A 24364-nucleotide genomic window follows, 5' to 3' on the forward strand; every position below is an offset into this window, starting at 1 on the left:
CATGCCTGCGCCCCTGACCATCCAGCCCGGCTCGTTCGACCTTGCTCAACTGCGCTCCATCTACCACTTCCGGGTTCCTTTCGAGCTTGATCCGGGCGCCCGGGCAACCGTGGACGAAGCGGCGGCGACGGTTACCCGTATCATCGCCAGCAAGCGCACGGTGTATGGCATCAATACAGGGTTTGGGCTGTTGGCGCGCACGTCTATCGCGGAAGAATCCTTGGCCAAGCTGCAGCGCAATCTGCTGCTCAGCCACTGCACCGGTACCGGCCCACTGCTGGACGATGCAACTGTTGGCCTGATACTGGCGTTGAAGGTCGCTTCGCTGGCGCGGGGCTTTTCGGGCGTGCGCTGGCAGGTGATCGAAGGGCTGAGCGCACTGTATAACGCACAGGTTTACCCCTGCGTGCCTTCCCAAGGCTCGGTAGGTGCCTCCGGGGACCTTGCGCCGTTGGCCCACCTGGCGGCTGTTCTGATCGGCGTGGGCCGGGTACGCCATGAAGGCCGCGAAATGGACGCCACCGAAGGCCTGACCATTGCCGGCCTGCAACCGCTGGAGCTTGGCCCCAAGGAAGGCCTGGCCCTGATCAACGGAACACAGGTTTCCACGGCCTTGGCACTGCGTGGTTTGTTCGCGGCAGAGCGGCTGTTCAGCGCGGCGGTGGTGGCCGGGAGCCTCACCGTTGAAGCGCTCAGAGGTTCGGACGTGCCGTTCGACCCGCGCATTCAGGCCGTACGCGGCCAGCCCGGGCAGATCGACGTGGCCGTGTTTTACCGGGAATTACTGGCGAGCAGCGAAATCCGGGAATCCCATCGGGATTGCCCGCGTGTGCAGGACCCGTACTCGTTGCGCTGCCAGCCCCAGGTGATGGGCGCTTGCCTGGACCACATGCGCTTCGCCGCAAGCGTATTCCTGCGCGAAGCAAACGCGGTGTCCGATAACCCCCTGGTGTTCAGCGCAGACGGCGATGTGCTGTCGGGCGGCAACTTCCACGCCGAGCCCGTAGCCATGGCGGCGGACGTTCTGGCGCTGGCCATCTCGGAGATCGGCGCACTGTCGGAGCGCCGCACCGCTCAATTGGTAGACCCTGCACTCTCCGGGCTGCCAGCATTCCTGGTGAAAGAAGGTGGCCTGAATTCCGGCTTCATGATCGCTCAGGTGACCGCTGCGGCGCTGGCGTCGGAGAACAAGACCCTGGCTCACCCGGCCTCGGTGGACAGCCTGCCTACCTCCGCGAACCAGGAAGACCACGTGTCCATGGCCACCTTCGCCGCCCGCCGATTGCAGGACATGGCCGGCAATAGCAGCGCGGTGGTGGCCATCGAGCTGCTTGGCGCAGCCCAAGGCATCGACTTGCTGGCCCCCCTGAAAACCTCGCCCCAGCTAGCGGCCGTGATGGAGTTGATCCGCTCGAAAGTGGATCACTACCACGAAGACCGCTACTTTGCTCCCGACATCGCCTGCGCCCGAGCCTGGGTCGAAGGCGGCGCTTTCGAAGAGTGGATGCCAGTGGGGCGGTTGTATAACGCCTGACGTTTACCGGGCCGGCACGCGCACCGCGGCCGGCTCGGCCCTGCGTTTACGCACCGACATCACGGCAATCAGCGAGATCGCCGCAGTCACCAGCAGGTAAATCGCGACCGGTTGCCAGGCCCCTTGGTATTTGCCCAGCAGCCAGGTGGCGATCAGCGGCGCCGTGCCGCCGGCCAGCGCGGCACCGAGCTGATAGCCGAGCGTGATGCCCGTATAGCGCACACGGGTGCTGAAGATTTCCGAAGACAAGGTACCCAATACCGCAGTGATGGGCGCCCACAGCAACCCGAGGGCGATGACGGTGGCAGTAGTGATGCCCCACACGCTACGGGTGTCGAGCAGCATGAAATACGGGTAGATGAAGGCGGCGCTCAGCACAATCCCCAGCGTATACACCGTACGGCGGCCCACCTTATCGGACAGCCAGCCCATGACTGGAATCATCATGGAGGCCACCACCGCCGCGCACATTACCGCATGCAGCGCATCCACCTTGCTGTAGCCCAGGTTGCCAGTGGCGTAACTGACCACGAACGTCGAAAAGATATAGAACGGCGCAGTTTCCACCACCTTCAAACCAGCGGCGATCAGTACTTCACGCCAGTGATTGCGCAGGGTTTCGACGATAGGCATTTTGGCGACATTGCCAGTGGCCTTCGCAGCTTCGAAATCGGGGGTTTCGCCGATGCCCGAGCGAATCCACAGGCCAAGAAACACCAGGCCCGCACTCAGCAGAAACGGCACGCGCCAGCCCCAGCTCAGAAAATCCTCTTCGGGCAACAGCGCCATCAGGCTGACCGCCAGGGTCGCCAGCAGCATGCCGATGGTTACCCCCACCTGCGGAATGCTACCAAACAAACCCTTGCGGTGCGCTGGCGCATATTCGTAAGCCAGCAACAGCGCCCCGCCCCACTCGCCGCCGATGCCAAGGCCCTGAATCACCCGAAGCGTGACCAGCAGAATAGGTGCCGCAATACCGATGGCTGAATACGTAGGGAGCAGGCCGATCGCTACGGTGGCCCCGCCCATGAGCGAGAGCGTGAGCACCAGGGTTTTCTTGCGGCCAATCCGATCGCCGATATGGGCGAATACGACTCCGCCAATAGGCCGAATAAAGAATGTAAGTGAGAACGTGAGGTATGACAGCAGCAGCGCGACGACAGGCTCGAAGCTCGGGAAAAATAGCTTGTTAAACACCAAGGCGGCCGCAGTGCCGTACAGAAAGTAGTCAAACCATTCGATCGAGCTGCCTGTAAGGCTGGCGATCAATGCACGCCCTCCGCCCGCAGGGGCGGCTGTCGAATTGGGTAAGGCCATGGAGCACTCCAATTGTTATTAGTAATACCCGAGGCGCAACCCATCCCTTTGGTCCAGTTGCACCCGAGGGCGCCGATGGTATTCATCCGTTTATAGGCCCTGCAAGAGGCTGGGACGATAGTCCTGAAAATATTTTTAAAATAACCCCACTTTATGGGGTTATGCACTGTTGTAAGTCGTTAATTCACGATTTAGCCCTGTAGAGCACCAAATTAGCCCACTAATGCTGAATTGATTAAGTAGAAATCTACTTGAGCAACCGGGTTGCACCTCATCGGTATTTACTTATAGGCTGATAAAAAATCGGCTACAGGCCGCTGGAGATCAGCAATGAACGTGTTGTTTTTGGGCTATGGCCGCATGGGTAGTGCGATGGGTGAAGCGTGGCTGGCAACTGGCCTGGCCAGCCATGTGTACGCCGTTGACCCCAGCCTGCCCGCCAGCAAGCAGGCCGTGGTTGTGAGCAACGCAGCCCAGCTGGGCGACATATCGGTCGACTGCATCATCCTGGCCGTCAAACCTGCCTTGGCCGGCGGTGTGCTGAGCGCGCTGCCCAAGCACTTGCTCAACGGCTCGGTCGTAGTATCGGTAGCGGCCGGGGTCACGCTGCCTACATTGCGTAGCGCTGCAGGCAATAGCTGCGATCTGGTGCGGGCAATGCCCAATACGCCAGTATTGTTGGGCGCCGGCTGTACCGGGCTGTTTGCCGAGCCAGGGCTGCCGGAAGCGAAACGGGCCCTGGTCAGCCAGCTGTTCCAGGCCGTGGGTAGCGCCTGGTGGGTAGATCAGGAGCATCAATTGGACGCCGTGACCGCCCTGAGCGGCAGCGGCCCGGCGTATTACCACCTGTTCAGTGAAGCCCTGGCTGCGGCAGGCGTGGCCCTGGGGCTGGATGCCGAACTGGCCAAACGCCTGGCGGTGGACACGGCCTTCGGCGCTGCCACCCTGCAACGCCAGCCCGATGCCGACCTGGCCGCCCTGCGCCAAGCGGTTACCTCACCCAATGGCACTACCGCTGCCGCCATTGACGTTTTCGAGGCCGGCGGCGCCCTGCGCTCACTGGTTCAGCAGGCCGCTACCGCTGCTGCCGCACGGGCGCAGGCGCTATCACGGGGCGAATGACCCAGGTTCGGTTCGATAGCCGCGCCAATCGCCCGATTGGCGTGCGAAAGCCTCGGACAAATCCGCAGAAATCATTATTATCCCAAGGTGAAGAACGGCCAGTGGTGAGCGGGCCGAAATAGTCGATCGAGGGTGTCATGGGCAACGAAAGCATCAACTGGGACAAGCTGGGTTTCGAATACATCAAGACTGATCTGCGCTACCTCTCCTACTGGCGCGACGGTGCCTGGCAGCCCGGCGAGCTCACCGAAGACAACGTGCTGCATATCAGCGAAGGCTCCACCGCCTTGCACTATGGCCAGCAGTGCTTCGAAGGCCTGAAGGCCTACCGCGCCAAAGACGGCACCATCAATCTGTTCCGCCCGGACCAGAACGCCCTGCGCATGCAGCGCAGCTGCCAGCGCCTGCTGATGCCGGAAGTGTCCACCGAGCAGTTCATCAATGCCTGCCAGCAGGTAGTGAAGGCCAACGAGCGGTTCATCCCTCCGTTCGGCATTGGCGGCGCGCTATACCTGCGCCCGTTCGTGATCGGCGTGGGTGACAACCTTGGCGTGCGCACCGCGCCGGAGTTTATCTTCGCAGTCTTCGCCGTACCGGTCGGTCCGTACTTCAAAGGTGGCATGAAGCCTCATAACTTCGTGATTTCCGGCTATGACCGCGCCGCGCCCAACGGCACTGGCGCTGCCAAGGTGGGTGGCAACTATGCAGCCAGCCTGATGCCTGGTGCCGAGGCGAAAAAACAGAACTTCGCCGACTGCATCTACCTCGACCCGCAAACCCACAGCAAGATCGAAGAAGTGGGCTCGGCCAACTTCTTTGGTATCACCAAGGACGGCAAGCAGTTCGTGACCCCGAAATCCAGCTCGGTATTGCCAGGCATCACCCGCCTGTCACTGCTGGAACTGGCAGCCAGCCGCCTGGGCCTGGAAGTGGTAGAAGGCGACGTGCACATTGACCAGCTCGACCGCTTCGCCGAAGCCGGCGCCTGCGGTACCGCTGCGGTGATCTCGCCCATCGGCGGCATCGAGTACAAAGGCAAGCTGCACGTGTTCCACAGCGAAACCGAAGTCGGCCCGGTCACCCAGCGCCTGTACAAGGAACTGACCGGCATCCAAACCGGCGAAATCGAAGGCCCACAAGGCTGGATCGTGAAGGTCGACTGATTTCGACCGGATACAAAAAAGGCGCCCGCAGGCGCCTTTTTCGTCGATGCGGTTTACATCACTGCCGCGAACGCCTCGATTACATGGTCGAGGTTGCTCGGGCTCAACCCTGCAATGCAGATGCGGCCGGTTTCCACGGCGTATACGCCATGTTCGGCCTTGAGCTTGCGCACTTGGTCCGCGCTCAGGCCGGTGTAGGCGAACATGCCCTCCTGGTGAGCCAGGAAGCCGAAGTCACGCTCTGGCAGGCGCTTGGTCAAACCTTCCACCAATGCAGCCCGCATGGCCGTGATTCGCTCGCGCATTTGCGCCAACTCGCCCTGCCACTGCTTGTTCAGCGCTTCGTCGCCCAGCACACGGGCCACGATGCTGGCGCCGAACATCGGCGGGCTGGAGTAGTTGCGGCGAACATGCAGCTTGAGCTGGCCGAACACTTGCGCATGGCTGTCGCGAGCCGTGTGCACGCTCAACGCACCCACGCGCTCGCCGTACAGCGAGAACGTTTTGGAGAACGAACTGGATACGAGGAACTCCATGCCGCGGCGCGCGCATTCGCGAATCAGCCAGGCGTCGTCGTCCAGGCCCTTGCCGAACCCCTGATAAGCGATATCCAGGAACGGAATGGCGTCGCGCGCCTGCAGCACGTCGAGGATTTTCACCCAATGCTCGCGCTCTGGCTGGATGCCGGTAGGGTTATGGCAGCACGGGTGCAGCAACACGATCGCCTTGGCCGGCACTTTCTCCAGCGCCTCTACCGCACCTTCGAAGTCGAACGACTTGCGGTTAGGCTCGAAGTACGGGTAACGGTTCACCTTGAAACCGGCGCCCTGGAAGATACCCAGGTGGTTATCCCAGGTGGGGTCCGATACCCACACCTGAGACTCAGGCCAGGCGGTTTTCAGGAAATCGGCGCCTACCTTCAGCGCGCCGGAGCCGCCTACGGTCTGGATGATCGCGACGCTGTGGCGGCTGGTGTCCACGCTACCGGCGAACAGCAATTGCTCGACCACTCGACGATAAGCCGGGCCGCCTTCCATGGGAAGGTAGCTGCGTGGCTGATGTTCGGCAACGAGCAGCTCTTCGGCGCGCTGCACCGAGGGCAACAGCGGCACGCGGCCCAACTCGTCGTAATAGATGCCGACACCCAGGTTGACCTTGTTGGGCCGCGGGTCTTCAGCAAACTCCCCCATCAGCCCCAGGATCGGGTCGCCAGCGTACAGGGGCAAGTGTTCGAACATATCCACCTCAGGGGAAAAATACCCCCGGGCGCCGGTGATGCTGTGTTGGAGCCAGGCTCGGAATGCTCATTGACAGGCCGTCAACTCCGCTTCCTCGCCTGGCTCCGCCTTGCCTGACCGACGCTCGGTGGCATTCTAATGATTTTGGTTGGCCGAAGCCTGTGCGAGGGGAATTAGTTCACAGCGATTGCCCGGGGTCAAGGCACAGAACGCGCCCTGCCCCGGCATACAGTCAGGCGACAGCAGGGCGCCCTTCAACGTCGGTGTGCACGGTAGGTTCCGGAGGCCGCACCAGTTCGCGCGCTACGGTCCAGACGATGATCGCGGCGACGATGTCGAACACGGCCAGTACCACGAACAGCGGGCTATAGCCGATCTTGGTCACCAGCACACCGAACACCATGGTGAACGCTGCAGCGCCCAGGTAGCCGAACATGCCGCCCATCCCGGTGGCGGTAGCCACTTCGTTTTTGCCGAAGGAGTCGGACGTGATGGAGTACAGCGCGCCGGAAAGGGTCTGGTGAGCGAAGCCACCGATGCACAGCAGCAGGATGGCTGTGTACGGGCTTTCTACCAGGCCGATGCAGGCCGGGCCGATCATGCACGACGCACCGAACAGCAGCACCAGCTTGCGCGAAGTGAACAGCGACACGTTGCAACGCTTGTGGAAGAACGGGCTCAGGTAACCACCGAGCACGCAGCCAAGGTCTGCCGCGAGAAACGGCAACCAGGCGAACATCGCGATTTCCTTGATGTTCATGTGGCGCTCGGTCATCAGGTACAGCGGAATCCAGGCGTTGAAGGTCTGCCAGGCCGGCTCGGACAGAATCCGTGCCGAAGCGATTGCGTAGAAGTTGCGGCTGCTGATGATCTTTTTCCAGCTGCCTTTCTGCGCGGGTGCGTCCTTGAAGTGTGCTTCCTGGCCAGAAAGGATGTAGTCACGCTCCGAGTCGGCCAGCCGGCGCTGATCCCGAGGGTGCTTGTACAGCACCAGCCAGAGGAAGCTCCACACAATGCCCAGCCCGCCAACGATAAGGAACGCCAGCTGCCAGCCGCTTTGCAGAATGGCCCATACCACCAGCGGCGGCGCGAGCAAGGCACCCACGGACGAACCGATGTTGAACCAGCCGATGGCGACAGAACGCTCCTTGGCAGGGAACCACTCGGTAGTGGCCTTGACGCCAGCCGGCAAGCCCGCTGCCTCGGTAAGGCCCAGCAGCCCGCGCAGGAACGCCATGCTCTGCCAGCCAGTGGCCAGTGCCGCTGCGGCACACGCGGCCGACCAGGCCAGGGCAAAGGTGAAGAAGCCCATCTTGGTACCGATGGCATCGATGACGTAACCCGCTACCGGCTGCATGAAGGCATAGCACAGCTGCCACGCCACCACGATATGGGCGTATTGCTCGGTAGAAATAGTGAGTTCTTGCATCAGGGTGGGCGCGGCCACCGAGAGGGTATTACGGGCGAGGTAGTTGACGATAAGCCCGGCCGTCACCAGGCCGACCATCCACCAACGGATGCCTTTGATTTTCATAGGCTGACACTCTTTGTATTGTTTTTGTCGAGGTAAAGCGTAACGACATATGTCGTCGTACTTGTCGGCATTTTATAGGGCTTACCCGTGAGGGTGTCAAACGGATATTAGGCCTGCGGCACTACCGCCTGTACGATTTCATGATTACGCCATGGCAGCGATGAAACACCGTAAAGGCGGTGGTTTTCTTAGGCCACGGCGTGGAATCATTGACACGCGGCAAGCGGAATTTGATAATCTCAACAAGTTGTACGACAACCTACCGCGACCTTAGAAAAATAATCGAGAGCACGTCCCATGGCGCAAACCAGCACATCCGAGCGGCAAACCTTCAGCCGCATCCTCTTGACAGGCGCTGCCGGTGGGCTAGGGAAGGTGCTGCGTGAGCGGATACAGCCGTTAACTGAAGTGCTACGGCTGTCTGACATCTGCGACATGCCAGCTGCGGCCGGCCCACACGAAGAGGTTGTAACGTGCGACCTCGCAGACAAGGCTGCGGTCGATCGCCTGGTGGAAGGCTGCGATGCCATCCTCCATTTTGGCGGGGTGTCCACCGAACACGCGTTTGAAGCCATCCTTGGCGCGAATATCTGCGGGGTATTCCATCTGTACGAAGCCGCACGTCGCCATAACGTGAAGCGAGTGGTTTTTGCCAGCTCCAACCATGTGATCGGCTTCTACAAGCAGAGCGAACGCCTGGATGCGCACAGCCCTCGCCGGCCCGACAGCTATTACGGTTTGTCGAAAGCCTTCGGTGAGGACATGGCCACCTTCTACTTCGACCGGTATGGCATCGAGACCGTGAGCATTCGTATCGGCTCGTCCTTCCCCGAACCGCAAAACCGCCGAATGCTGGACAGCTGGCTGAGCTATGACGACCTGGTTCAGTTGATTGAGCGCAGCCTGTATGCCGAGAACGTCGGCCATACCCTTGTGTACGGCGCCTCGGCAAACAAGAACGTGTGGTGGGACAACCGCTACGCCGAGCACCTGGCCTACCATCCACAGGACAGCTCCGAGCCCTGGCGTGCCGCCATCGAAGCACAACCCGCCTTGGCTGAAGACGACCCGTTGCGGATTTACCAAGGCGGCGCCTTCGTCGCGGCGGGCCCGTTCGAGGGCTGAACCGCTGTTCAAGCTCCGCGCCTTTCCCTATAGTGCGGGCATTCCAACAAAAGCCTCCTTTCGCCCTGGCCTCCCAGCGGTGCATGGGGGCTTTGTGCCTTTTGCTTGATGGGGTTTTATGGCTTTCACTTCCCTGCGTCGCGACGCATTGGCCGGGCTGACCACGGCGTTCGCGCTGGTTCCCGAATGCATTGCCTTCGCGCTGGTTGCGCATCTCAATCCGCTGATGGGCCTTTACGGCGCTTTCTTTATTTGTACGCTCACTGCCCTGCTGGGCGGGCGCCCGGGCATGATTTCCGGGGCGGCGGGTTCCATGGCCGTGGTGATCGTTGCCCTGGTTGTGCAGCATGGGGCTCAGTACCTGCTGGCCACGGTGGTGCTCGGCGGCGGGCTGATGATGCTGTTCGGCGCGCTGCGCCTGGGCAAGCTGATACGCATGGTTCCGCACCCCGTGATGCTGGGCTTCGTGAATGGCCTGGCGATCGTGATCGCTCTTGCCCAGCTGGAACACTTCAAGGAGGGCGATCACTGGCTGCAGGGCACAGCACTGTGGGTAATGGCAGGGCTGGTGGCGGTCACCATGGCGGTTGTGTGGGTGTTGCCGCGCCTCACCCGTGCGGTTCCACCCGCGCTTGTGGCTATCGTGAGCGTGGGCTTGCTCACGGTAGGGCTTGGCTTGCCAACGCGAACGCTGGGCGACATGGCCCACATTGCCGCCGGCCTGCCGCAATGGCATTTGCCGGACGTACCCCTCACATTGGAGACCCTGCGCATCGTGCTGCCCTATGCCGTACTGATGGCGGCGGTAGGCCTGCTGGAAACTCTGCTTACGCTTAACCTCACCGACGAGATCACCGAAACACGGGGCCAACCGGACCGTGAATGCGTTGCCCTGGGCGCGGCGAACCTGGCGTCGGGGCTGTTCGGCGGCATGGGAGGTTGCGCCATGATCGGCCAAACCATGATCAACCTGTCTTCGGGTGGGCGCGGCCGGTTGTCTGGAGTGGTCAGCGGCCTGATGATCCTGATGTTCATTCTGTTCCTTTCTTCGTGGATCGAGCAGATCCCGCTGGCCGCGCTGGTAGGCGTAATGTTCGTGGTTGCCCAACAGACCTTTGCCTGGGGCTCGCTGCGGGTGCTGGGCAAGATCCCCCGGCAAGACGCCGTGGTGGTAGTGGCGGTGACCATCATTACCGTGTTCACCGACCTCGCCACCGCCGTGCTGTGCGGGGTGGTGATCAGTGCGCTCGGGTTCGCCTGGCAGCATGCGCACGAAATTCGAGCAGAGTTTGCCGATGGCGGCGAAGAGCGTTACTACCGCCTGTACGGCACGCTGTTCTTCGCCTCCACCACCCGCTTCCAGACCCTGTTCACGCCGGCCGCCGACCCTGCGCGGGTGGTGATCGACTGCGCCGGGCTCAGGGTTGCCGACCACTCCGGTATTGCGGCGCTCGAAGCGCTGCTGGCGCGTTACCGAGCCTTGGGGCGCGACGTGCAGCTCATCAACCTCTCCCAGCGCTGCGAAGCCTTGCTGGGCCGGGCAGGCGTGACGGCCGAGTGACAGTCCTTTGGCAACGTGTTTGTAACCGCTGACAGAATCTCGCCGACCTACCGATCTTCAATTTTCTGACTATAAAGCGGCGGGGGCCATCCTAGCCTCCGCTTCCGCCTGCCTTTGCAACGGCTCGCGTACCTCTTGAATCCTCTTATTCCCCGCGCTTGACCTCCTCACGCCTTGGCACAGCGCTTCGCTTTCCGCCGGCCCGGATGCGCCAGAAAAAGAATAAGCCCGCATAGGTTTATTTGACGCAACGCTCTGTATCGAGCTGCTTACAAAGGACCCGTCGTCAACAAATCGACAGGAAACTGACGCTTTTACGAAATTTTCACTTTCCTCAGGGGTAGTCGATGGAAGGACGAATTGGGATATGTGAACTGTGTCATACAAATCCGGTACCACACGCTGAGTTATTGGCATTGATACCAATTCCCTTCCCAGGACCGGAGCAACATCATGATTTTCAACGTAAAGGATTTTGGCGCTGTCGGTGACGGTGTCACGGACGATACAGCCGCTATCCAGGCGACCATCGACGCGGCAGCCGCTGCTGGGGGCGGAACGGTATTTGTGCCAACCGGGATCTTTATCGTCTCGGCCGGGGAGGAACCCTCAGACGGCTGCTTGATGCTCAAAAGCAACGTGTACATGGAAGGCGCGGGTGCTGGCAAAACCACCGTGAAGGTAGCGGACGGCTCGGACACCAAGATCACTGGGGTAATCCGTTCGGCCTATGGCGAAGAAACCCACGACTTCGGCCTCAGCAACCTGACCATCGACGGCAACCGCGACAACACCACCGGCAAGATCGACGGCTGGTTCAACGGCTACATTCCCGGCAAGGAAGGCCACGACAGCAACGTCACCCTCAGCGGCGTGGAAATCAAGGACTGCTCGGGTTACGGCTTCGACCCCCACGAGCAAACGATCAACATGTTGATCGAAAACTGCGTGTCACACGGCAACGGCCTGGACGGCTTTGTCGCGGATTACATGATCGACACCAAATATGTGAACAACGTGGCGTACGACAACGACCGCCACGGGTTCAACATCGTGACCAGCACCAACGACTTCACCATGACCGGCAACGTGGCCTATGGCAACGGCGGCAACGGTATCGTGGTGCAGCGCGGCAGCGAGAACATCCCTTCACCGTACGACGTCACCATCGAAGGCGGCAGCGTGTACAACAACGGCGCCGAAGGCGTGTTGGTGAAACTGTCGAGCGACGTGACCGTGACCGGGGTGGATATCCACGACAACGGCGGCGCCGGCGTGCGCATCTATGGCAGCACTGGCGTGGTGGTCAGCAACAATACCCTGACCAACAACGCGCTGAACGCTCCTGTGCCGGAAGTGATTATCCAGAGCTATGACGACACCACAGGTGTGTCCGGCAAGTTCTTCCCTGGCAGCGACAACCAGATACTGGGCAACACCATCACTGGTGGCGCCAATTCCACCTATGGGGTGGCCGAGCGTAATGAAGACGGCACCGATCACAACACCATCGTCGGCAATGCAATCAGCCAGACCACCAAGGGCTCGACGCTGACCTATGGCGACGGTACCTATGTAGGCGCCACCCTGCCCACCCTGACCATCGAAGGCACCAGCGGGGCGGACACGCTGACCGGCACCGCCAGCAACGAGCTGTTCCTGGCTGGAGCCGGCAAGGACACTATCAACGCCGGCGCGGGCGACGACATTCTGGTGGGTGGCGCGGGCGCGGACAAACTCACCGGCGGCGCTGGCGCGGATACCTTCCGTTTCACGGCCCTGACCGACAGCTACCGTACCGCCAGCGCCACCTTCAGCGATCAGATCACTGATTTCGACGTAACCAAGGACACCATTGACGTTGCCGACCTGGGATTCAAAGGCCTGGGCAATGGCTATAACGGCACGTTGTTGGTGCAATACAACAGCAGCACCAACCGCACCTACATCAAAAGCTACGACGCCGATGCCAATGGCAACCGCTTCGAGCTTTCTCTGGAAGGCAACCTGGCCACCACCCTCAAGGCCGGCAACTTCGTGTTCCAACGCGTAATCGAAGGCACCAGCGGCAGTGACTCCCTTACCGGGACCAGCGGCGCCGATACCCTCAACGGCCTGGCGGGCGCGGACAGCATCAATGCTGGCGCCGGCAACGACCGCATCAATGGCGGCGCGGGCGCGGACACCCTCACTGGCGGGGCGGGGGCCGACACCTTCGTCTATACCAGCCGGCTGGACAGCTACCGCAACTACAACACCGGTGGCGATACCGTGACCGACCTGGTCACGGACTTCGATGTCGCCAACGACAAGATCGACCTCTCGGCGCTGGGCTTTACGGGCCTGGGCGACGGCAAGAACGGCACGGTGTACCTCACGCTCAACAGCGCCGGTACCAAGACCTACATCAAATCCCTCGAGGCCGATGCCTCGGGCAACCGTTTCGAAATCGCCCTGAACGGCAACTACACCACCAGCCTCACCGCGGCCAACTTTGTTTTTTCCACGGTCACCCCTGTGAACCACGCGCCAGTGGTCGCCACCCCCCTGGCCGACCAGAACGCCAGTGAGAACACGCCGTTCTCCTATGTTGTGCCGGCTACGAGCTTCAGCGATTCGGACAACGACAGCCTCACCTATACCGCCAAGCTGGCGGACGGTAGCGCCCTGCCCTCCTGGCTGACCTTCGATGCGGCCACGCGCACCTTCAGTGGCACGCCGGGCAGCACGGCGTCGGGCACCTTCAACGTGACCGTCACCGCCAGCGATGGCAAGGCTGGAACCGCCAGCGACACCTTTACCCTGGCGGTGAAAGACGTGCCACAGGGCAACGGTGTGATCAATGGTACCTCCGGCAAGGACACCCTGACCGGCACCGCCGCCAATGAGCAGCTGTTCGGCCTGGGCGGCGCGGACACGCTCAATGGTGGCGCGGGCAACGACGTACTGGTAGGCGGCGCGGGTGCGGACAAGCTTACCGGCGGCGCGGGCGCGGACGTGTTCCGCTTTACCACCACCCTGGACAGCTACCGCACCGATACCACCAGTTCCACTGACCTGATCACCGATTTCGACGTTGCGGCCGACAAGATCGACGTTTCCACTCTCGGCTTCACCGGCCTGGGCACCGGGTACGGCGGCACCTTGAACATTTCGTACAACAGCAGCACCGACCGCACCTACATCAAGGATCGCGACGCTGATGTGAACGGCAATCGCTTCGAGCTGGCCTTGCAAGGCAATTACCTGAGTACGCTCAAGGCCTCGAACTTCGTGTTCGGTTCCGAAACGATCCCGCTCAACAATGCGCCGGTCGTTACCGACCCGCTGCTGGATAACAACGCCACCGAGAACACGCCGTTTACCTACACCATCGCGCAAAGCGCCTTCACCGACGCCGATGGCGATGCACTCACCTTCACTGCCACGCTGCAGGATGGCACGCCGCTGCCCTCCTGGCTGACCTTTGACCCCGCCACCCGGACCTTCAGCGGCACGCCGGACGACGACGCCGCGGGTGTGTACAACTTCCTGGTCACCGCGACCGATACCAAAGGCGCCTCGGCCAGCGACGTATTCGCGCTCACCGTCGCCGATGCCCCGCCCACCACCGTCACCGGTACCGATGCAGGTGAAACCCTCACCGGCACCAGCCACAGCGATCTCATCCTGGGCCTCGGGGGCGCCGACACACTCAATGGTGGCGCAGGCTCGGATGTGCTCGACGGCGGTGCTGGCCGTGACAGCCTCACGGGTGGTGCCGGGGCGGACACCTTCCGCTACACCGCCCTGAGCGACAGCTACCGGGACTACGACACCGGTGGCATTACCGCCAGCGATACCATCACCGACTTTACCGTGGGCGCGGACAAGATCGACGTCAGCGCGCTCGGCATTCTGGGGCTGGGTAACGGCAGCAACCACACGCTGTACATCACCACCAGCGACGACGGCAGCAAAACCTACGTTAAATCGGCCGAAGCCGACAGTGACGGCAACCGCTTTGAAATTGCACTGCAGGGCAACTACGGCAGTACCTTGAGCGCCAGCGACTTCGTTTTCGCCGAACGCGCCCAGCAAGACATTCTGTTCCTGCCTACCCTTGGCCAGTCCAACGCCCGCCTGATGCGCATGACCGAGGACGACGACCAGTCCGGTATCACCGAGATGGTGAAGGACCTGAGCAAGTACACCGATTACGACGTACGCAGCCAGTTCACCGACGCCGATGACAATGGCATCGACGTGGCGGTAGGCGGCAGCACCGTCAGTGGCTTATCCACGGGCACACCAGAGGAGCTGCGTCTGTGCTGGTGGCTGACCGACACCAACCAGCCAGGCCCTGCGCTGCTGCGCGCCGTTGGCCTGCTGCAAGAACAACTGGCCTCGCTCAAGGCCATCGATAACGTGACCATGGGCATCATCTGGGGCCAGGGCGAGGAAGCCGCGCAGGAAATCGGCCGCGCCGCCGACCCTGTCGCCTACGCCGCGAAATACAAGGCCGACACCCTGAAAGTGTTCGACTACCTGCATGCGCAGCTGGGCGACTTCAAGGTGTACATCATGGAAACCGGCCACTACGACGCCGATGCTGCCCGCGTACGTGGCTACGACGAAGCCAAGATCGCCTCGATCCAGAACGGTGTGGTCGCCGTTCGCGCCGTACAGGAAGCCATCGCCGCCGAGCGCGCGGACGTGGACCTGGCTGCCGACTACAACGATCTGCCGCTGCGCCAGGAAGCGGACCCTGTCACCTACCCTGATGACGTATGGCACTTGCACGAAGAGTCCGCCGAGATCGTGGGCCAGCGCCTGGCCGATTACATCGCCGGTGACCTGGGCTTCCAGGGCGACCCGACCGACAACCGTACCGCGCAGGATGTGTATGACGAAGTGGCCAGCCAGAAAGGCGGCTATATCCTGGGTACCGACCAGGACGACACCCTGGTAGGCAGCGCCTACAACGACACCTTGGACGGCGACCTGGGCGCTGACACCATGAGCGGCGGGGACGGCAAGGATGTGTACATCGTCGACAACGCGTTCGACGTGGTGATCGAAACCAACGCCGCGGCCACGCAAATCGACACCGTGAAGTCCTCGGTCAGCTGGACCCTTGGGGATAACGTGGAATACCTGGTGCTTACCGGTTATTCCGCCATCGACGGTACCGGTAACGGCCTGCGCAACTTCCTGACCGGTAACGATGCCGCCAACGTACTGGACGGTGGTACCGGCGCCGACAGCATGACCGGCGGCAACGGCTCCGATACGTACTGTGTGGATAACATCGACGACACTGTGGTGGAGAAAAACAGCGACAGCGACATCGGCGGCATCGACACGGTGTACAGCAGCCTGGCGACCTTTACGTTAGGCAGCAACGTGGAAAACCTGGTGATCAATACCGATGGCGCCGCCAATGCCGTGGGTAATGCCCTGGATAACACGCTGTTCGCCGGCAGTGGCAATAACCTGCTCGACGGCCGCACGGGTAATGACACCGCGTCTTACCTATATGCCACCGCGGGGGTAACCATTGCCCTGAATACCTCGGCGCAGCAGGACACCCTCGGCTCGGGCCTCGATACCCTCAAGGCCATTGAGAATGTGACGGGCAGCCACTTCGCAGACACTTTGACCGGCAACAGCGCCGCGAACGTGATCGACGGAGGCGACGGCAACGACACATTGGTCGGCGGCGGCGGTGACGACACCCTGATCGGCGGCGCGGGCACCGACTCGCTTACCGGTGGTACAGGGGCGGACACCTATATGTTCAAAGCCCTTGGCGACCTTGGGCTGGGCAGCCTGCGGGATGTGATTTCAGGGTTCAAGACCACTGAGGGGGACAAACTGGACTTGACCGGCATCGACGCCAACGCCTCCACCGAAGCCAAGGAAAGCTTTACCTTCATTGGCAGCCAGGCCTTCGACAGCACCAACGCCGCCGGCCAGCTTCGCTTCGAAAACGGCATCCTGTATGGCAGCGTGAACGCCGACGCCAGCGCCGAGTTCGAGATCTCATTGGTGGGCGTAAAGGAACTGCACCAGAGCGATTTCGTGGCTTAAGCTGCCGGATTGAAGGGGCTGTGGGGCCGTCGGCTCCACAGCATCTGGCGACTTCACGACTCTGATCAAGCCCCCGGCACGGCCACCCGTGCCAGGGCGAAATCTTCCTCGTAAAACTCCAACGCACTCCGCCCCTGCGCCTGGCAGCGCTGTTCGCGCTGGCGCAGCTCAACCCTGCGGATTTTCCCGGATATCGTTTTGGGCAGTTCGTTCACGAACTCGATCCGCCGCACCCGCTTGTAGGGCGCCAATTGCTCGCGGGCAAACGCGAAGATGGCTTCGGCGAGCGTGACGTCCGCCACCTGATCGGCAGCGATGATCAGGTAGGCTTTGGGCACATTCAGGCGTAGCGGGTCTGGGCTGGGGACCACGGCCACTTCTACCACTGCAGGGTGCTCGATCAGTGCACTTTCCAGTTCGAACGGGCTGATGCGGTAATCCGAGCACTTGAACACATCATCGGCGCGGCCCACGAAGGTCACATAGCCGTCGCTGTCACGCTGCGCGGTATCGCCGGTGCGGTAGTAGCCATCGCGCATCGCCTCGGCGGTTTTCTCCGGCGCGTCGGCATACCCCAACATCAGGCCCAGCGGTGAGGGCTCCAGCGGCAGCGCCACCTCGCCCTCGCTGGCCAGTTCGCCATCGGCATCGAGCAGGCTCAGGCGATAGCCCGGCAGCGGCCGGCCCATGGAGCCTGGCTTCAATACCTGCTCCGGTGTATTGCCGATGATTGCCGTGGTTTCGGACTGCCCGAAGCCATCTCGCAACCACAGCCCCCAGGCGTTGTACACCTGCTCGAGAATTTCCGGGTTCAAAGGCTCGCCCGCGCCTACGAGTTCGCGCAGCGACAACCCTTCCCTCACAGCTGACAAATCCTCTTGGATCAGCATGCGCCACACGGTGGGAGGCGCGCACAGGCTAGTGATCGGGTAGGCCTGCAATACGGCCAGCAAGCCTTTGGCACTGAACCGCTCCACGTTGTGGATAAAGACGCAGGCACCAGCGTTCCACGGGGCGAAGAAGCAACTCCAGGCATGCTTGGCCCAACCGGGCGAGGAAATGTTCAGGTGCAGGTCACCTGGCTGCAGGCCGATCCAGTACATGGTGGAAAGGTGGCCCACGGGGTAACTCTGGTGGCTGTGTAAAACCATTTTCGGTTTGGAGGTGGTTCCGGAGGTGAAATAGAGCAGCAACGGGTCTGTCGCCTCGGTCGGGCCATCAGGCTGGAACGCCTTGCTCAATGCATAGGCCTGCTCGAACGTGTGCCAGCCCGGCGAAGCGCTCCCTACTCCAACCCGGGTACAGTGCTCCCCAAGGCCGTCGAATTTCGCCGTGTGCGCCTCGGCGGCGACAATATGGGCGATGCGCCCCCGGACCAGCCGGTCTTCCAGATCCTCCCGCGCAAGCAAGGCGGTGGCAGGCACTACCACGGCGCCAAGTTTTGCGGCCGCCAGCATCACCTCCCACAGCGCCACTTCATTGCCCAACATCAGCAACACCCGCTCCCCGCGCTTCACGCCTAGCGAGCGCAGGTAATTGGCAACCTGATTCGAGCGCGCACGCATCTGAAAGAAGCTATAGGTGTGATCGTTGCCGTGTTCATCGACGATACGAAGCGCCGGGGCAGGGTTATCCAGGGCCATTTCATCGAAGTAATCCAGGGCCCAGTTGAAACGGCCCAGTGTGGGCCACTGGAACTCGGCGACGGCGGCGTCGTAGTCGGTACGATGGCGCAACAATAGATCCCGGGCCTGAATAAAGGCGGCGGCCGGCGCCAAGGGGGGCGAAAGCGATGCGGATGCGTGCATGAAAAGGCCTGTTTATTGTTGTTGTGTGATCGAGGTTGGCCAGAGTATAGGTAGGCCGCGCTTAGCCGGGCGTGGCAAAAAGGCCGGTTGGACATGTAAAAAACCTGCACTTCAAGGAGCGAGCCGTTGTTTGACCTTACAGGGATGGGCCTTACCAGTTACCTGGTTATTTTCATTACGCTCACCTGCGGCTACGTGATTTTCGGCATTGCCGGGTTCGGCACCGCCTTGATCGTGAGCCCGGTACTGGCGCTGTACGTGCCCGTTCCGAAAATCGTGCCGCTGCTGGCGTTGCTGGATTTCTGCGCGGCGGTGGTGAACGTGGGCCGCGACGGCCGCAAGGCGAACTGGCGGGAGCTACGCAGGCTGCTGCCTTTGATGGTGATAGGCAGCCTGGTAGGGGCAGCGATCCTGTTGCACGCCCACCCTGCCATCCTGCTGCTGGCCCTGGGCGTGTTCGCGATCGGCTATGCGCTGTATTCACTGAGCGGGGTCAAGCCCCAGCACCAGTTCACGCCACGGGCCGCGGTGCCCTTCGGGTTGGTAGGCGGCGTGTTCAGCGCGCTCTTTGGCAGCGGCGGGTTTGTGTACATCATCTATTTGAGCGGCCGCATCCAGGACAAGACCTCGGTGCGGCTCACCCAAACCACCTTGATCGGCTTCAGCACACTCACCCGCGTGGTGCTGTTCGCGCTGGCGGGCGTGTACCTGGACACCAGCCTGCTATGGCTGGCGCTGCTGTTGGCCCCGGGAATGATCGCAGGCATAACCCTGGGGCGACGCATCACGCTGAACATGTCACGGGAACAGTTCCTTAAAGTGATCAACCTGGTGGTGCTGGCGTCGGGCGTGATGTTGGTGGGGCGGTATTTCATGGCTTAGGTGGCGTGGCTCGCGTTCACCTTGAGTCAGGAGAGAAATACGGGCTGCGGGCAGCTAGGTGCTACAGCTGTAGTAGGTACACGGGGTCGGCACTCGGCGATACTGTGCCGACAGTCGTTACGCTCGGGGGAACGGCATGCGTATTTTGCTGATAGACGATCACGGCATTCTGAGAGCCGGTGTACGGAGCCTCATTCAGGGCATCCATAGCGATGCCGCTGTATTTGAAGCGTCCTGCAAAGAGGAAGCGTTGACGCAGGTCCGTAACCAAGCCTTCGACGTAATTTTTCTCGACCTCTGCATACCTACCGCCCCCTACAGCAACGATGTAAGTTCTGAAAATGGCATGAGCCTGCTTACTTTATTCAAAGGGAGCCGAGAAGAACCCGGCGATGACGATCCGGTAAAGCGCGTCACTGCCCCTGTGATTGTCATGTCTGGAGAGTCGGACCGGCGCTCCGTTGATGATGTCATGCGCCACGGTGCTTCTTCGTTCGTGCCTAAAAGCGCCTCGCATGAAGTCATGCTAGAGGCCATTGAGCGAGCCTTGAAAGGCGGAGTGTTCCTGCCAAGCGACGCCATAGGCAAGGGAGGCATTGAACCCGAACCATTGATAGGCGCACATCAATCCTCCGTAGCGCCTATGACACACAGAGACTTGGGAATTACCCCACGGGAGCTCGATGTGCTGCGCTTGGCACTTCAAGGCAATGCGCCCTGGAAGATAGCCGCGATTCTGGAAATTAATCCGGTAAATGTAAGGCAGTACCTCAGCAAACTATACGGAAAGTTTGGCGTTATAGACCTGTATGGCCTTCAAGGTCTCTTCGCCAAAACTGGTCAGATTTTCGGTGTGCTCTCCTCCGCCAATAAAAGTACGTTAGCGGCGCGCCCCGCCGATACCAAATATTGAATTTTATTGATCAAGGTAGCTGCTTCATTCCCCTTGCTGACAAAGGCGACCAGCTCGAGATCTCCTACCAGATTTGGAGACAGCTCCGCGGAAAATATTATCACCGGTATTCTAGCCCAATCATAAAAATTTCTGACCATATCAATTATTTCTGAGCCTGTCAGATTCTCTGCGAGCTGGTAATCCGTTATAAGAATATCAGGATAGCGATCTGGCGCCTGCGCCAGTACAGCCTTCAGAGCCAAAGTATCGGGAGCAACAGCCACTATAGCATCCAACGTCCTCAACGCGGTGGCGAGGCTATTCAGAACACGCATATCATCATCCACAATGATTATATAGAGGCCTTTTATATCCACCGCCTCGGCCCTAGGCGCGACCGATGTTGTACAGTTAACTCGGCGAGCACCTTCGAGGATCGGGCAGTCTACGGAGAACCGGGACCCTCTCCCCTCTTTTGTCGAAAAACTTATGCGATGCCCGGGCAGTTTGTCTATAAAGTTTCTCACTATTGACAACCCAAGCCCCAGGCCTCTCTGGCTATCATGATTAGGATTATCGACCTGAAAAAATTCTTCAAAGATCTTGGTTTTGAATTCTTCCGGAACCCCTACACCAGTATCTATGACATCAATTCTCACCGTGGTTTTACCTGCAACGGTACCGAGCAGGACCCCTCCAGCGTTCGTATACTTTATCGCGTTAGATATCAGGTTACTTATCGCCCTCTTGAGTGCGGCCTCATCGGACAGGAGAAAGATGTCATTTTTTCTTTTTACTACCCGCAAACTGATATGTTTAGCTTCGGCCAGCGCTCGGTATACGTTTTCCAACTCTTCAAAAATATCATTTAGCGAGACTGGCGCAATCGCGGGCGGGCTTTCGCCAATCATAAACACGTCGCGCAGCCCCTTGAATAACAAATGAATTTCCTTTGCGGATACGCCAATCTCTCGAAATATGTTTTTGAGCTTAGCCTGTTCGCTCTCATGGATTGCATGCCCACCGGCCAAGGCCAAGGTTGAAATCGAGGCCAACGGTTGCATCGTGTCATGGTAGGCCGTCCGGACGAAGCGGGAGGTCGCTTCAGTTCTCTCATTTAGCTGAGAGGCTTTCTGGAGTTCTTTACTGAACAGGTCATGCAGGGCGTCGTCGGCTTTTCTTTTCTCACGCATGATGCTCGCATTGGCGTGTTGCAAGCTGAGGTTTTTGGACCTGAGCTCCATGGTCTGGCTATAGCGCTCCCGGGCAGCGCGCTCGAAGGTTATGCTGATCGGCCAACCCAAGACTAAAAAAGAGATCAAGTAAAACAATGCCGGAAAGAAATAGATCCCCAAGGGAGCGCTGAACAAGTCTTGCAAAACCAACAAGGCCACCGTACATACGCTTGCGATTAATGAATACCTGGACAGCAAGGCCATTGTTCCATACTGAAAAAACAAAATCAGTATAATACCAATAAAATAATATTGGTAGTTCAAAGGCGGGGGCAAAATACCAATCATGGCTATTAAAAATATGATAGCCACCACCACCCCAGCAGTTATCAAGGATGCCGCATACTTCTCATATCTAAACTTCCTGCGAAACGACTGCAAGAAAATCCCTATAAGCACAAGACCTTCCAGGCACCTTAATACAGATATGTAATACAGCATCCTGAAGTCGAACATGTCTGCATGGTGAATTTGATGATGATAATCCCAATAGCCAAACGAAGCCCAGACGAACATCCCTAAAACAAGAAACAACCTTCGCTTGATGAGATTTCGCCTGGCATGGTCACGCAAAAAAACCCTCTCAATTCCAGGCGGAAACTTATTCGGAAAAACGAATAATTCGTAGATCCCTCTTTTCAGAATTTCCAGGGCTTTGGTCATGGCTCATCCCCTGCACTGGAGCTATAGCACTACAGCTGTAGCACTACAGCCGTTGTATTTTCCTGTGAACGGTTTGGTGGGATCTTATCCCTGCCGGAAAACCACCCCCGGCATCCAGGAGAATAAAAATGAATATTGGAATCAAGAGTAAAGCACTGGTAGGGGCTTTTGTCGTATCAGCGGCCTTGGGAATCGGCTCAAATGCGTTCGCCGGCCCCTACTGCGTCACACCTTTTGGCGATTTTTATCTCTTCCCAATGGTCCCGGGCACGCCTTGCTGGGTAAACGTGCCAAGAATTGGGCCGACTGACGGTTACGCTAATTAAAGCTGAAAAGCTCGTTTATGGACCCACTCAGGCCATCAGCCTTCGGCTTGAGTGGTCACCATACTTTCTGTGTACAACACCACACCCCTTACCCTTCGTTCAGGGAAATCAAAGATGATCGATATAACCACTACCATAGGCACCGTTGTTGCCTTGAGCGTTGCTTCAGAGCGCTTGGTTGAAATCATAAAAGGGGTTGTCCCGCCCCTCCGCAGAAACGCAGTTCAACCACATGTCAATACTTCAGCCGGTGAAGCACGGCGGAAGGTATTGCTACAGATGGTTTCTATAACAACAGGCGTCGCTACGGCGTTTCTTTCACAAGCGATTATCCCTATTGAGATCGTAAATCAACCTTACTGCCTCGGGATTTTGGCAATGGGATTGCTGGCAAGTGGAGGCTCCAGCTTCTGGAACTCCCTACTCACTTATGCGACTACCGCAAAGGATATAAAGCGGGCAGAAGCGGAAAATGTCAAAAAACCCGTCAACAAGGCTGTAGGCACAACCCAATGAGTCGCCAACAAAAGTAGCGCACCAAAAGCACAGATTTAAATATTTTTTATCGACTGCTTTACAACTGCTCAGGTCGCCTGGTTTGCGACATAACGAGGATATCAAGATGGCTTGCGAAGAAAAACAAACCGCATTCACTTCAGCTATGAATGCAGCTGTCGCCAAACTTCAAGAAGGTTTAATACTTATCGCCCAAGAAGCTGAGGCCAAGGCACGGAAAGTCAGCGATGATTTCGAACAGGGAAATGACCTGGCAAGCGGCGTAGGCGCGGCGGCCGGCACTGTAGTAGGCAGCTACTTCGGTGGCCCCATAGGCGCTGGTAAAGGCGGGGAAATCGGTAGAGCGATTGGGTCGCTCTTCGTACTGAGGGTAGGAACAGACACAGTTAAGTTTTCCCTGGACCTACCAACTGCGGTCATGAAAACCCAAGAGTGGAGCTTCGATTCACCTGTGATTGTAATGCAAGATAAGGCGATGAGCTTCGACATTCCGGTAGTCGTAATGAGAACCCGGCCCGGGCCGGATATCCCGGAACCGGTATGCCGCATGGAGACCCGCGAGCTTCCATTTGGCGTGAAAATTGATGTGCCTGTGTGCTACATCGAGATGAAACACACCTCCATTGATGTACCCGAGATCGAAATGCGCACGGAGCGCATCGTGATAGGCGTTCCAGAAGTGAGCATGGTAACGCAGCGGTTAACGTTGGACATTCCTGAATTCAGGCTGGACCGCCAAGAATACAGCTTTGATCTACCTCGGGTCTCCTTGGAGTTTGTGAAAGACGCGGGCACGAAAACGGCGGAGGCGGCATCGGCAATAGCCCAGGCGGCGCAAGGAGCGGCAATGCAGAAACAGGCTTCACTGCGCGAGGAAATTCGGCTCTCGGTCGTCGGTCCATGTACAGATATGTTTGACTGCTACCGCTCCCACGTGAACGCTGGCCGGTCACAAGTGGTGGGTATGTTCGACCCCCAAATCACGCAGATTACGGACAGCATTAAAGCGCTGATCGCAAAAGGCCTGACGGAGGCATCAACCGAGGTAATTACCCTCCGAGAAACGCTTGGACGGGTGGTAGCCGAGCGCAATCAGGCATTAGAGGGCATCGATATGGCCGTCGCCAAGCTCGCAGCCTCAGCGGAGAGTGCCTTGGATCAATTCATCAACAAGGATCCGGAGGAGGCGTTTCCGGTAGCAGCGTAAACTGGGCGCGAGCGCTGTGAAGCCAGCATCGAACCTGAAAAATCAATGGACGAAAAAAAGGCACCCTATTGGGTGCCTTTCTTTACATGGTGGGTCGTGTAGGATTCGAACCTACGACCAATTGGTTAAAAGCCAACTGCTCTACCAACTGAGCTAACGACCCAAA

Annotated in this window: 15 protein-coding genes and 1 tRNA gene; 10 read left to right on the forward strand and 6 right to left on the reverse strand. The window is 59.4% G+C overall.

Annotation, left to right across the window (positions count from 1 at the left end; genetic code table 11):
- The first annotated feature begins 1 nt into the window (after nt 1).
- Nucleotides 2-1534, forward strand: coding sequence for a histidine ammonia-lyase (gene hutH / locus AC3Z8Y_RS20495; protein ID WP_490087340.1), 1533 nt, complete (start codon nt 2-4; stop codon nt 1532-1534).
- 3 nt (nt 1535-1537) lie between these two features.
- Here hutH and AC3Z8Y_RS20500 read toward each other — a convergent pair whose 3' ends face one another.
- Nucleotides 1538-2851, reverse strand: coding sequence for an MFS transporter (locus AC3Z8Y_RS20500; protein WP_490087341.1), 1314 nt, complete (start codon nt 2849-2851; stop codon nt 1538-1540).
- A 330-nt stretch (nt 2852-3181) separates the two neighbouring features.
- Between AC3Z8Y_RS20500 and proC the strand changes: the two genes are divergently transcribed.
- On the forward strand, nt 3182-3973 hold the full coding sequence (gene proC, locus AC3Z8Y_RS20505; RefSeq protein WP_490087342.1) for a pyrroline-5-carboxylate reductase: 792 nt from the start codon (nt 3182-3184) through the stop codon (nt 3971-3973).
- A 137-nt stretch (nt 3974-4110) separates the two neighbouring features.
- Nucleotides 4111-5136 (forward strand): branched-chain amino acid aminotransferase, encoded by a 1026-nt coding sequence (locus tag AC3Z8Y_RS20510; RefSeq protein WP_490087343.1) that lies wholly within the window; start codon nt 4111-4113, stop codon nt 5134-5136.
- A gap of 53 nt (nt 5137-5189) precedes the next feature.
- On the opposite strand, the gene AC3Z8Y_RS20515 is transcribed toward AC3Z8Y_RS20510, so the two are convergent.
- Together AC3Z8Y_RS20515 and AC3Z8Y_RS20520 are read right to left on the reverse strand one after the other, a co-directional pair.
- On the reverse strand, nt 5190-6374 hold the full coding sequence (locus AC3Z8Y_RS20515) for an amino acid aminotransferase (protein ID WP_490087344.1): 1185 nt from the start codon (nt 6372-6374) through the stop codon (nt 5190-5192).
- 232 nt (nt 6375-6606) lie between these two features.
- On the reverse strand, nt 6607-7908 hold the full coding sequence (locus AC3Z8Y_RS20520) for an MFS transporter (RefSeq protein WP_490087345.1): 1302 nt from the start codon (nt 7906-7908) through the stop codon (nt 6607-6609).
- Between the two features lie 297 nt (nt 7909-8205).
- Between AC3Z8Y_RS20520 and AC3Z8Y_RS20525 the strand changes: the two genes are divergently transcribed.
- From AC3Z8Y_RS20525 to AC3Z8Y_RS20535, 3 genes are all read left to right on the forward strand, one after another.
- Nucleotides 8206-9033 carry an NAD-dependent epimerase/dehydratase family protein gene (locus tag AC3Z8Y_RS20525; protein WP_490087346.1) on the forward strand — a complete coding sequence of 276 codons (828 nt, stop codon included), beginning with the start codon at nt 8206-8208 and terminating at the stop codon, nt 9031-9033.
- Nucleotides 9034-9151: 118 nt separating this feature from the next.
- Nucleotides 9152-10594 (forward strand): SulP family inorganic anion transporter, encoded by a 1443-nt coding sequence (locus tag AC3Z8Y_RS20530; protein WP_490087347.1) that lies wholly within the window; start codon nt 9152-9154, stop codon nt 10592-10594.
- 453 nt (nt 10595-11047) lie between these two features.
- Nucleotides 11048-16666: a putative Ig domain-containing protein gene (locus tag AC3Z8Y_RS20535; RefSeq protein ID WP_490087348.1), complete on the forward strand. Its 5619-nt coding sequence runs from the start codon at nt 11048-11050 to the stop codon at nt 16664-16666.
- 65 nt (nt 16667-16731) lie between these two features.
- On the opposite strand, the gene AC3Z8Y_RS20540 is transcribed toward AC3Z8Y_RS20535, so the two are convergent.
- Nucleotides 16732-18474 carry an AMP-binding protein gene (locus AC3Z8Y_RS20540; RefSeq protein ID WP_490087349.1) on the reverse strand — a complete coding sequence of 581 codons (1743 nt, stop codon included), beginning with the start codon at nt 18472-18474 and terminating at the stop codon, nt 16732-16734.
- Nucleotides 18475-18600: 126 nt separating this feature from the next.
- Here AC3Z8Y_RS20540 and AC3Z8Y_RS20545 point away from each other — a divergent pair, with 126 nt between their 5' ends.
- Together AC3Z8Y_RS20545 and AC3Z8Y_RS20550 are read left to right on the forward strand one after the other, a co-directional pair.
- Nucleotides 18601-19356 carry a sulfite exporter TauE/SafE family protein gene (locus tag AC3Z8Y_RS20545; protein ID WP_490087350.1) on the forward strand — a complete coding sequence of 252 codons (756 nt, stop codon included), beginning with the start codon at nt 18601-18603 and terminating at the stop codon, nt 19354-19356.
- Nucleotides 19357-19492: 136 nt separating this feature from the next.
- The gene (locus tag AC3Z8Y_RS20550; protein WP_490087351.1) at nt 19493-20269 is read left to right on the forward strand and encodes a response regulator transcription factor; all 777 of its coding nucleotides are present in this window, start codon (nt 19493-19495) and stop codon (nt 20267-20269) included.
- On the opposite strand, the gene AC3Z8Y_RS20555 is transcribed toward AC3Z8Y_RS20550, so the two are convergent.
- Complete coding sequence (locus tag AC3Z8Y_RS20555) at nt 20197-22149, reverse strand: sensor histidine kinase (RefSeq protein WP_490087352.1); 1953 nt, start codon at nt 22147-22149, stop codon at nt 20197-20199. The genes AC3Z8Y_RS20550 and AC3Z8Y_RS20555 overlap by 73 nt on opposite strands.
- 440 nt (nt 22150-22589) lie before the next feature.
- Between AC3Z8Y_RS20555 and AC3Z8Y_RS20560 the strand changes: the two genes are divergently transcribed.
- Together AC3Z8Y_RS20560 and AC3Z8Y_RS20565 are read left to right on the forward strand one after the other, a co-directional pair.
- Nucleotides 22590-22991, forward strand: a complete 402-nt coding sequence (locus AC3Z8Y_RS20560; protein ID WP_490087353.1) for a hypothetical protein — start codon at nt 22590-22592, stop codon at nt 22989-22991.
- A gap of 106 nt (nt 22992-23097) precedes the next feature.
- A complete protein-coding gene (locus AC3Z8Y_RS20565) occupies nt 23098-24198 on the forward strand; it encodes a hypothetical protein (protein ID WP_490087354.1) in 1101 nt (366 codons plus the stop codon).
- A gap of 87 nt (nt 24199-24285) precedes the next feature.
- Here the strand turns inward: AC3Z8Y_RS20565 and AC3Z8Y_RS20570 are convergent.
- A tRNA-Lys gene (locus AC3Z8Y_RS20570) sits at nt 24286-24361 on the reverse strand.
- Nucleotides 24362-24364 lie beyond the last annotated feature (3 nt).

Source organism: Pseudomonas sp. 3MAES_34.3B, assembly GCF_058145875.1.

Coding starts and splice junctions, on each gene's coding strand:
- AC3Z8Y_RS20525 (WP_490087346.1), top strand. CDS start 8,206: ATGGCGCAAACCAGCACATCCGAGCGGCAAACCTTCAGCCGCATCCTC.
- AC3Z8Y_RS20560 (WP_490087353.1), top strand. CDS start 22,590: ATGATCGATATAACCACTACCATAGGCACCGTTGTTGCCTTGAGCGTT.
- AC3Z8Y_RS20515 (WP_490087344.1), bottom strand. CDS start 6,374: ATGTTCGAACACTTGCCCCTGTACGCTGGCGACCCGATCCTGGGGCTG.
- AC3Z8Y_RS20500 (WP_490087341.1), bottom strand. CDS start 2,851: ATGGCCTTACCCAATTCGACAGCCGCCCCTGCGGGCGGAGGGCGTGCA.
- proC (WP_490087342.1), top strand. CDS start 3,182: ATGAACGTGTTGTTTTTGGGCTATGGCCGCATGGGTAGTGCGATGGGT.
- AC3Z8Y_RS20540 (WP_490087349.1), bottom strand. CDS start 18,474: ATGCACGCATCCGCATCGCTTTCGCCCCCCTTGGCGCCGGCCGCCGCC.
- hutH (WP_490087340.1), top strand. CDS start 2: ATGCCTGCGCCCCTGACCATCCAGCCCGGCTCGTTCGACCTTGCTCAA.
- AC3Z8Y_RS20520 (WP_490087345.1), bottom strand. CDS start 7,908: ATGAAAATCAAAGGCATCCGTTGGTGGATGGTCGGCCTGGTGACGGCC.
- AC3Z8Y_RS20510 (WP_490087343.1), top strand. CDS start 4,111: ATGGGCAACGAAAGCATCAACTGGGACAAGCTGGGTTTCGAATACATC.
- AC3Z8Y_RS20550 (WP_490087351.1), top strand. CDS start 19,493: ATGCGTATTTTGCTGATAGACGATCACGGCATTCTGAGAGCCGGTGTA.
- AC3Z8Y_RS20535 (WP_490087348.1), top strand. CDS start 11,048: ATGATTTTCAACGTAAAGGATTTTGGCGCTGTCGGTGACGGTGTCACG.
- AC3Z8Y_RS20555 (WP_490087352.1), bottom strand. CDS start 22,149: ATGACCAAAGCCCTGGAAATTCTGAAAAGAGGGATCTACGAATTATTC.
- AC3Z8Y_RS20530 (WP_490087347.1), top strand. CDS start 9,152: ATGGCTTTCACTTCCCTGCGTCGCGACGCATTGGCCGGGCTGACCACG.
- AC3Z8Y_RS20565 (WP_490087354.1), top strand. CDS start 23,098: ATGGCTTGCGAAGAAAAACAAACCGCATTCACTTCAGCTATGAATGCA.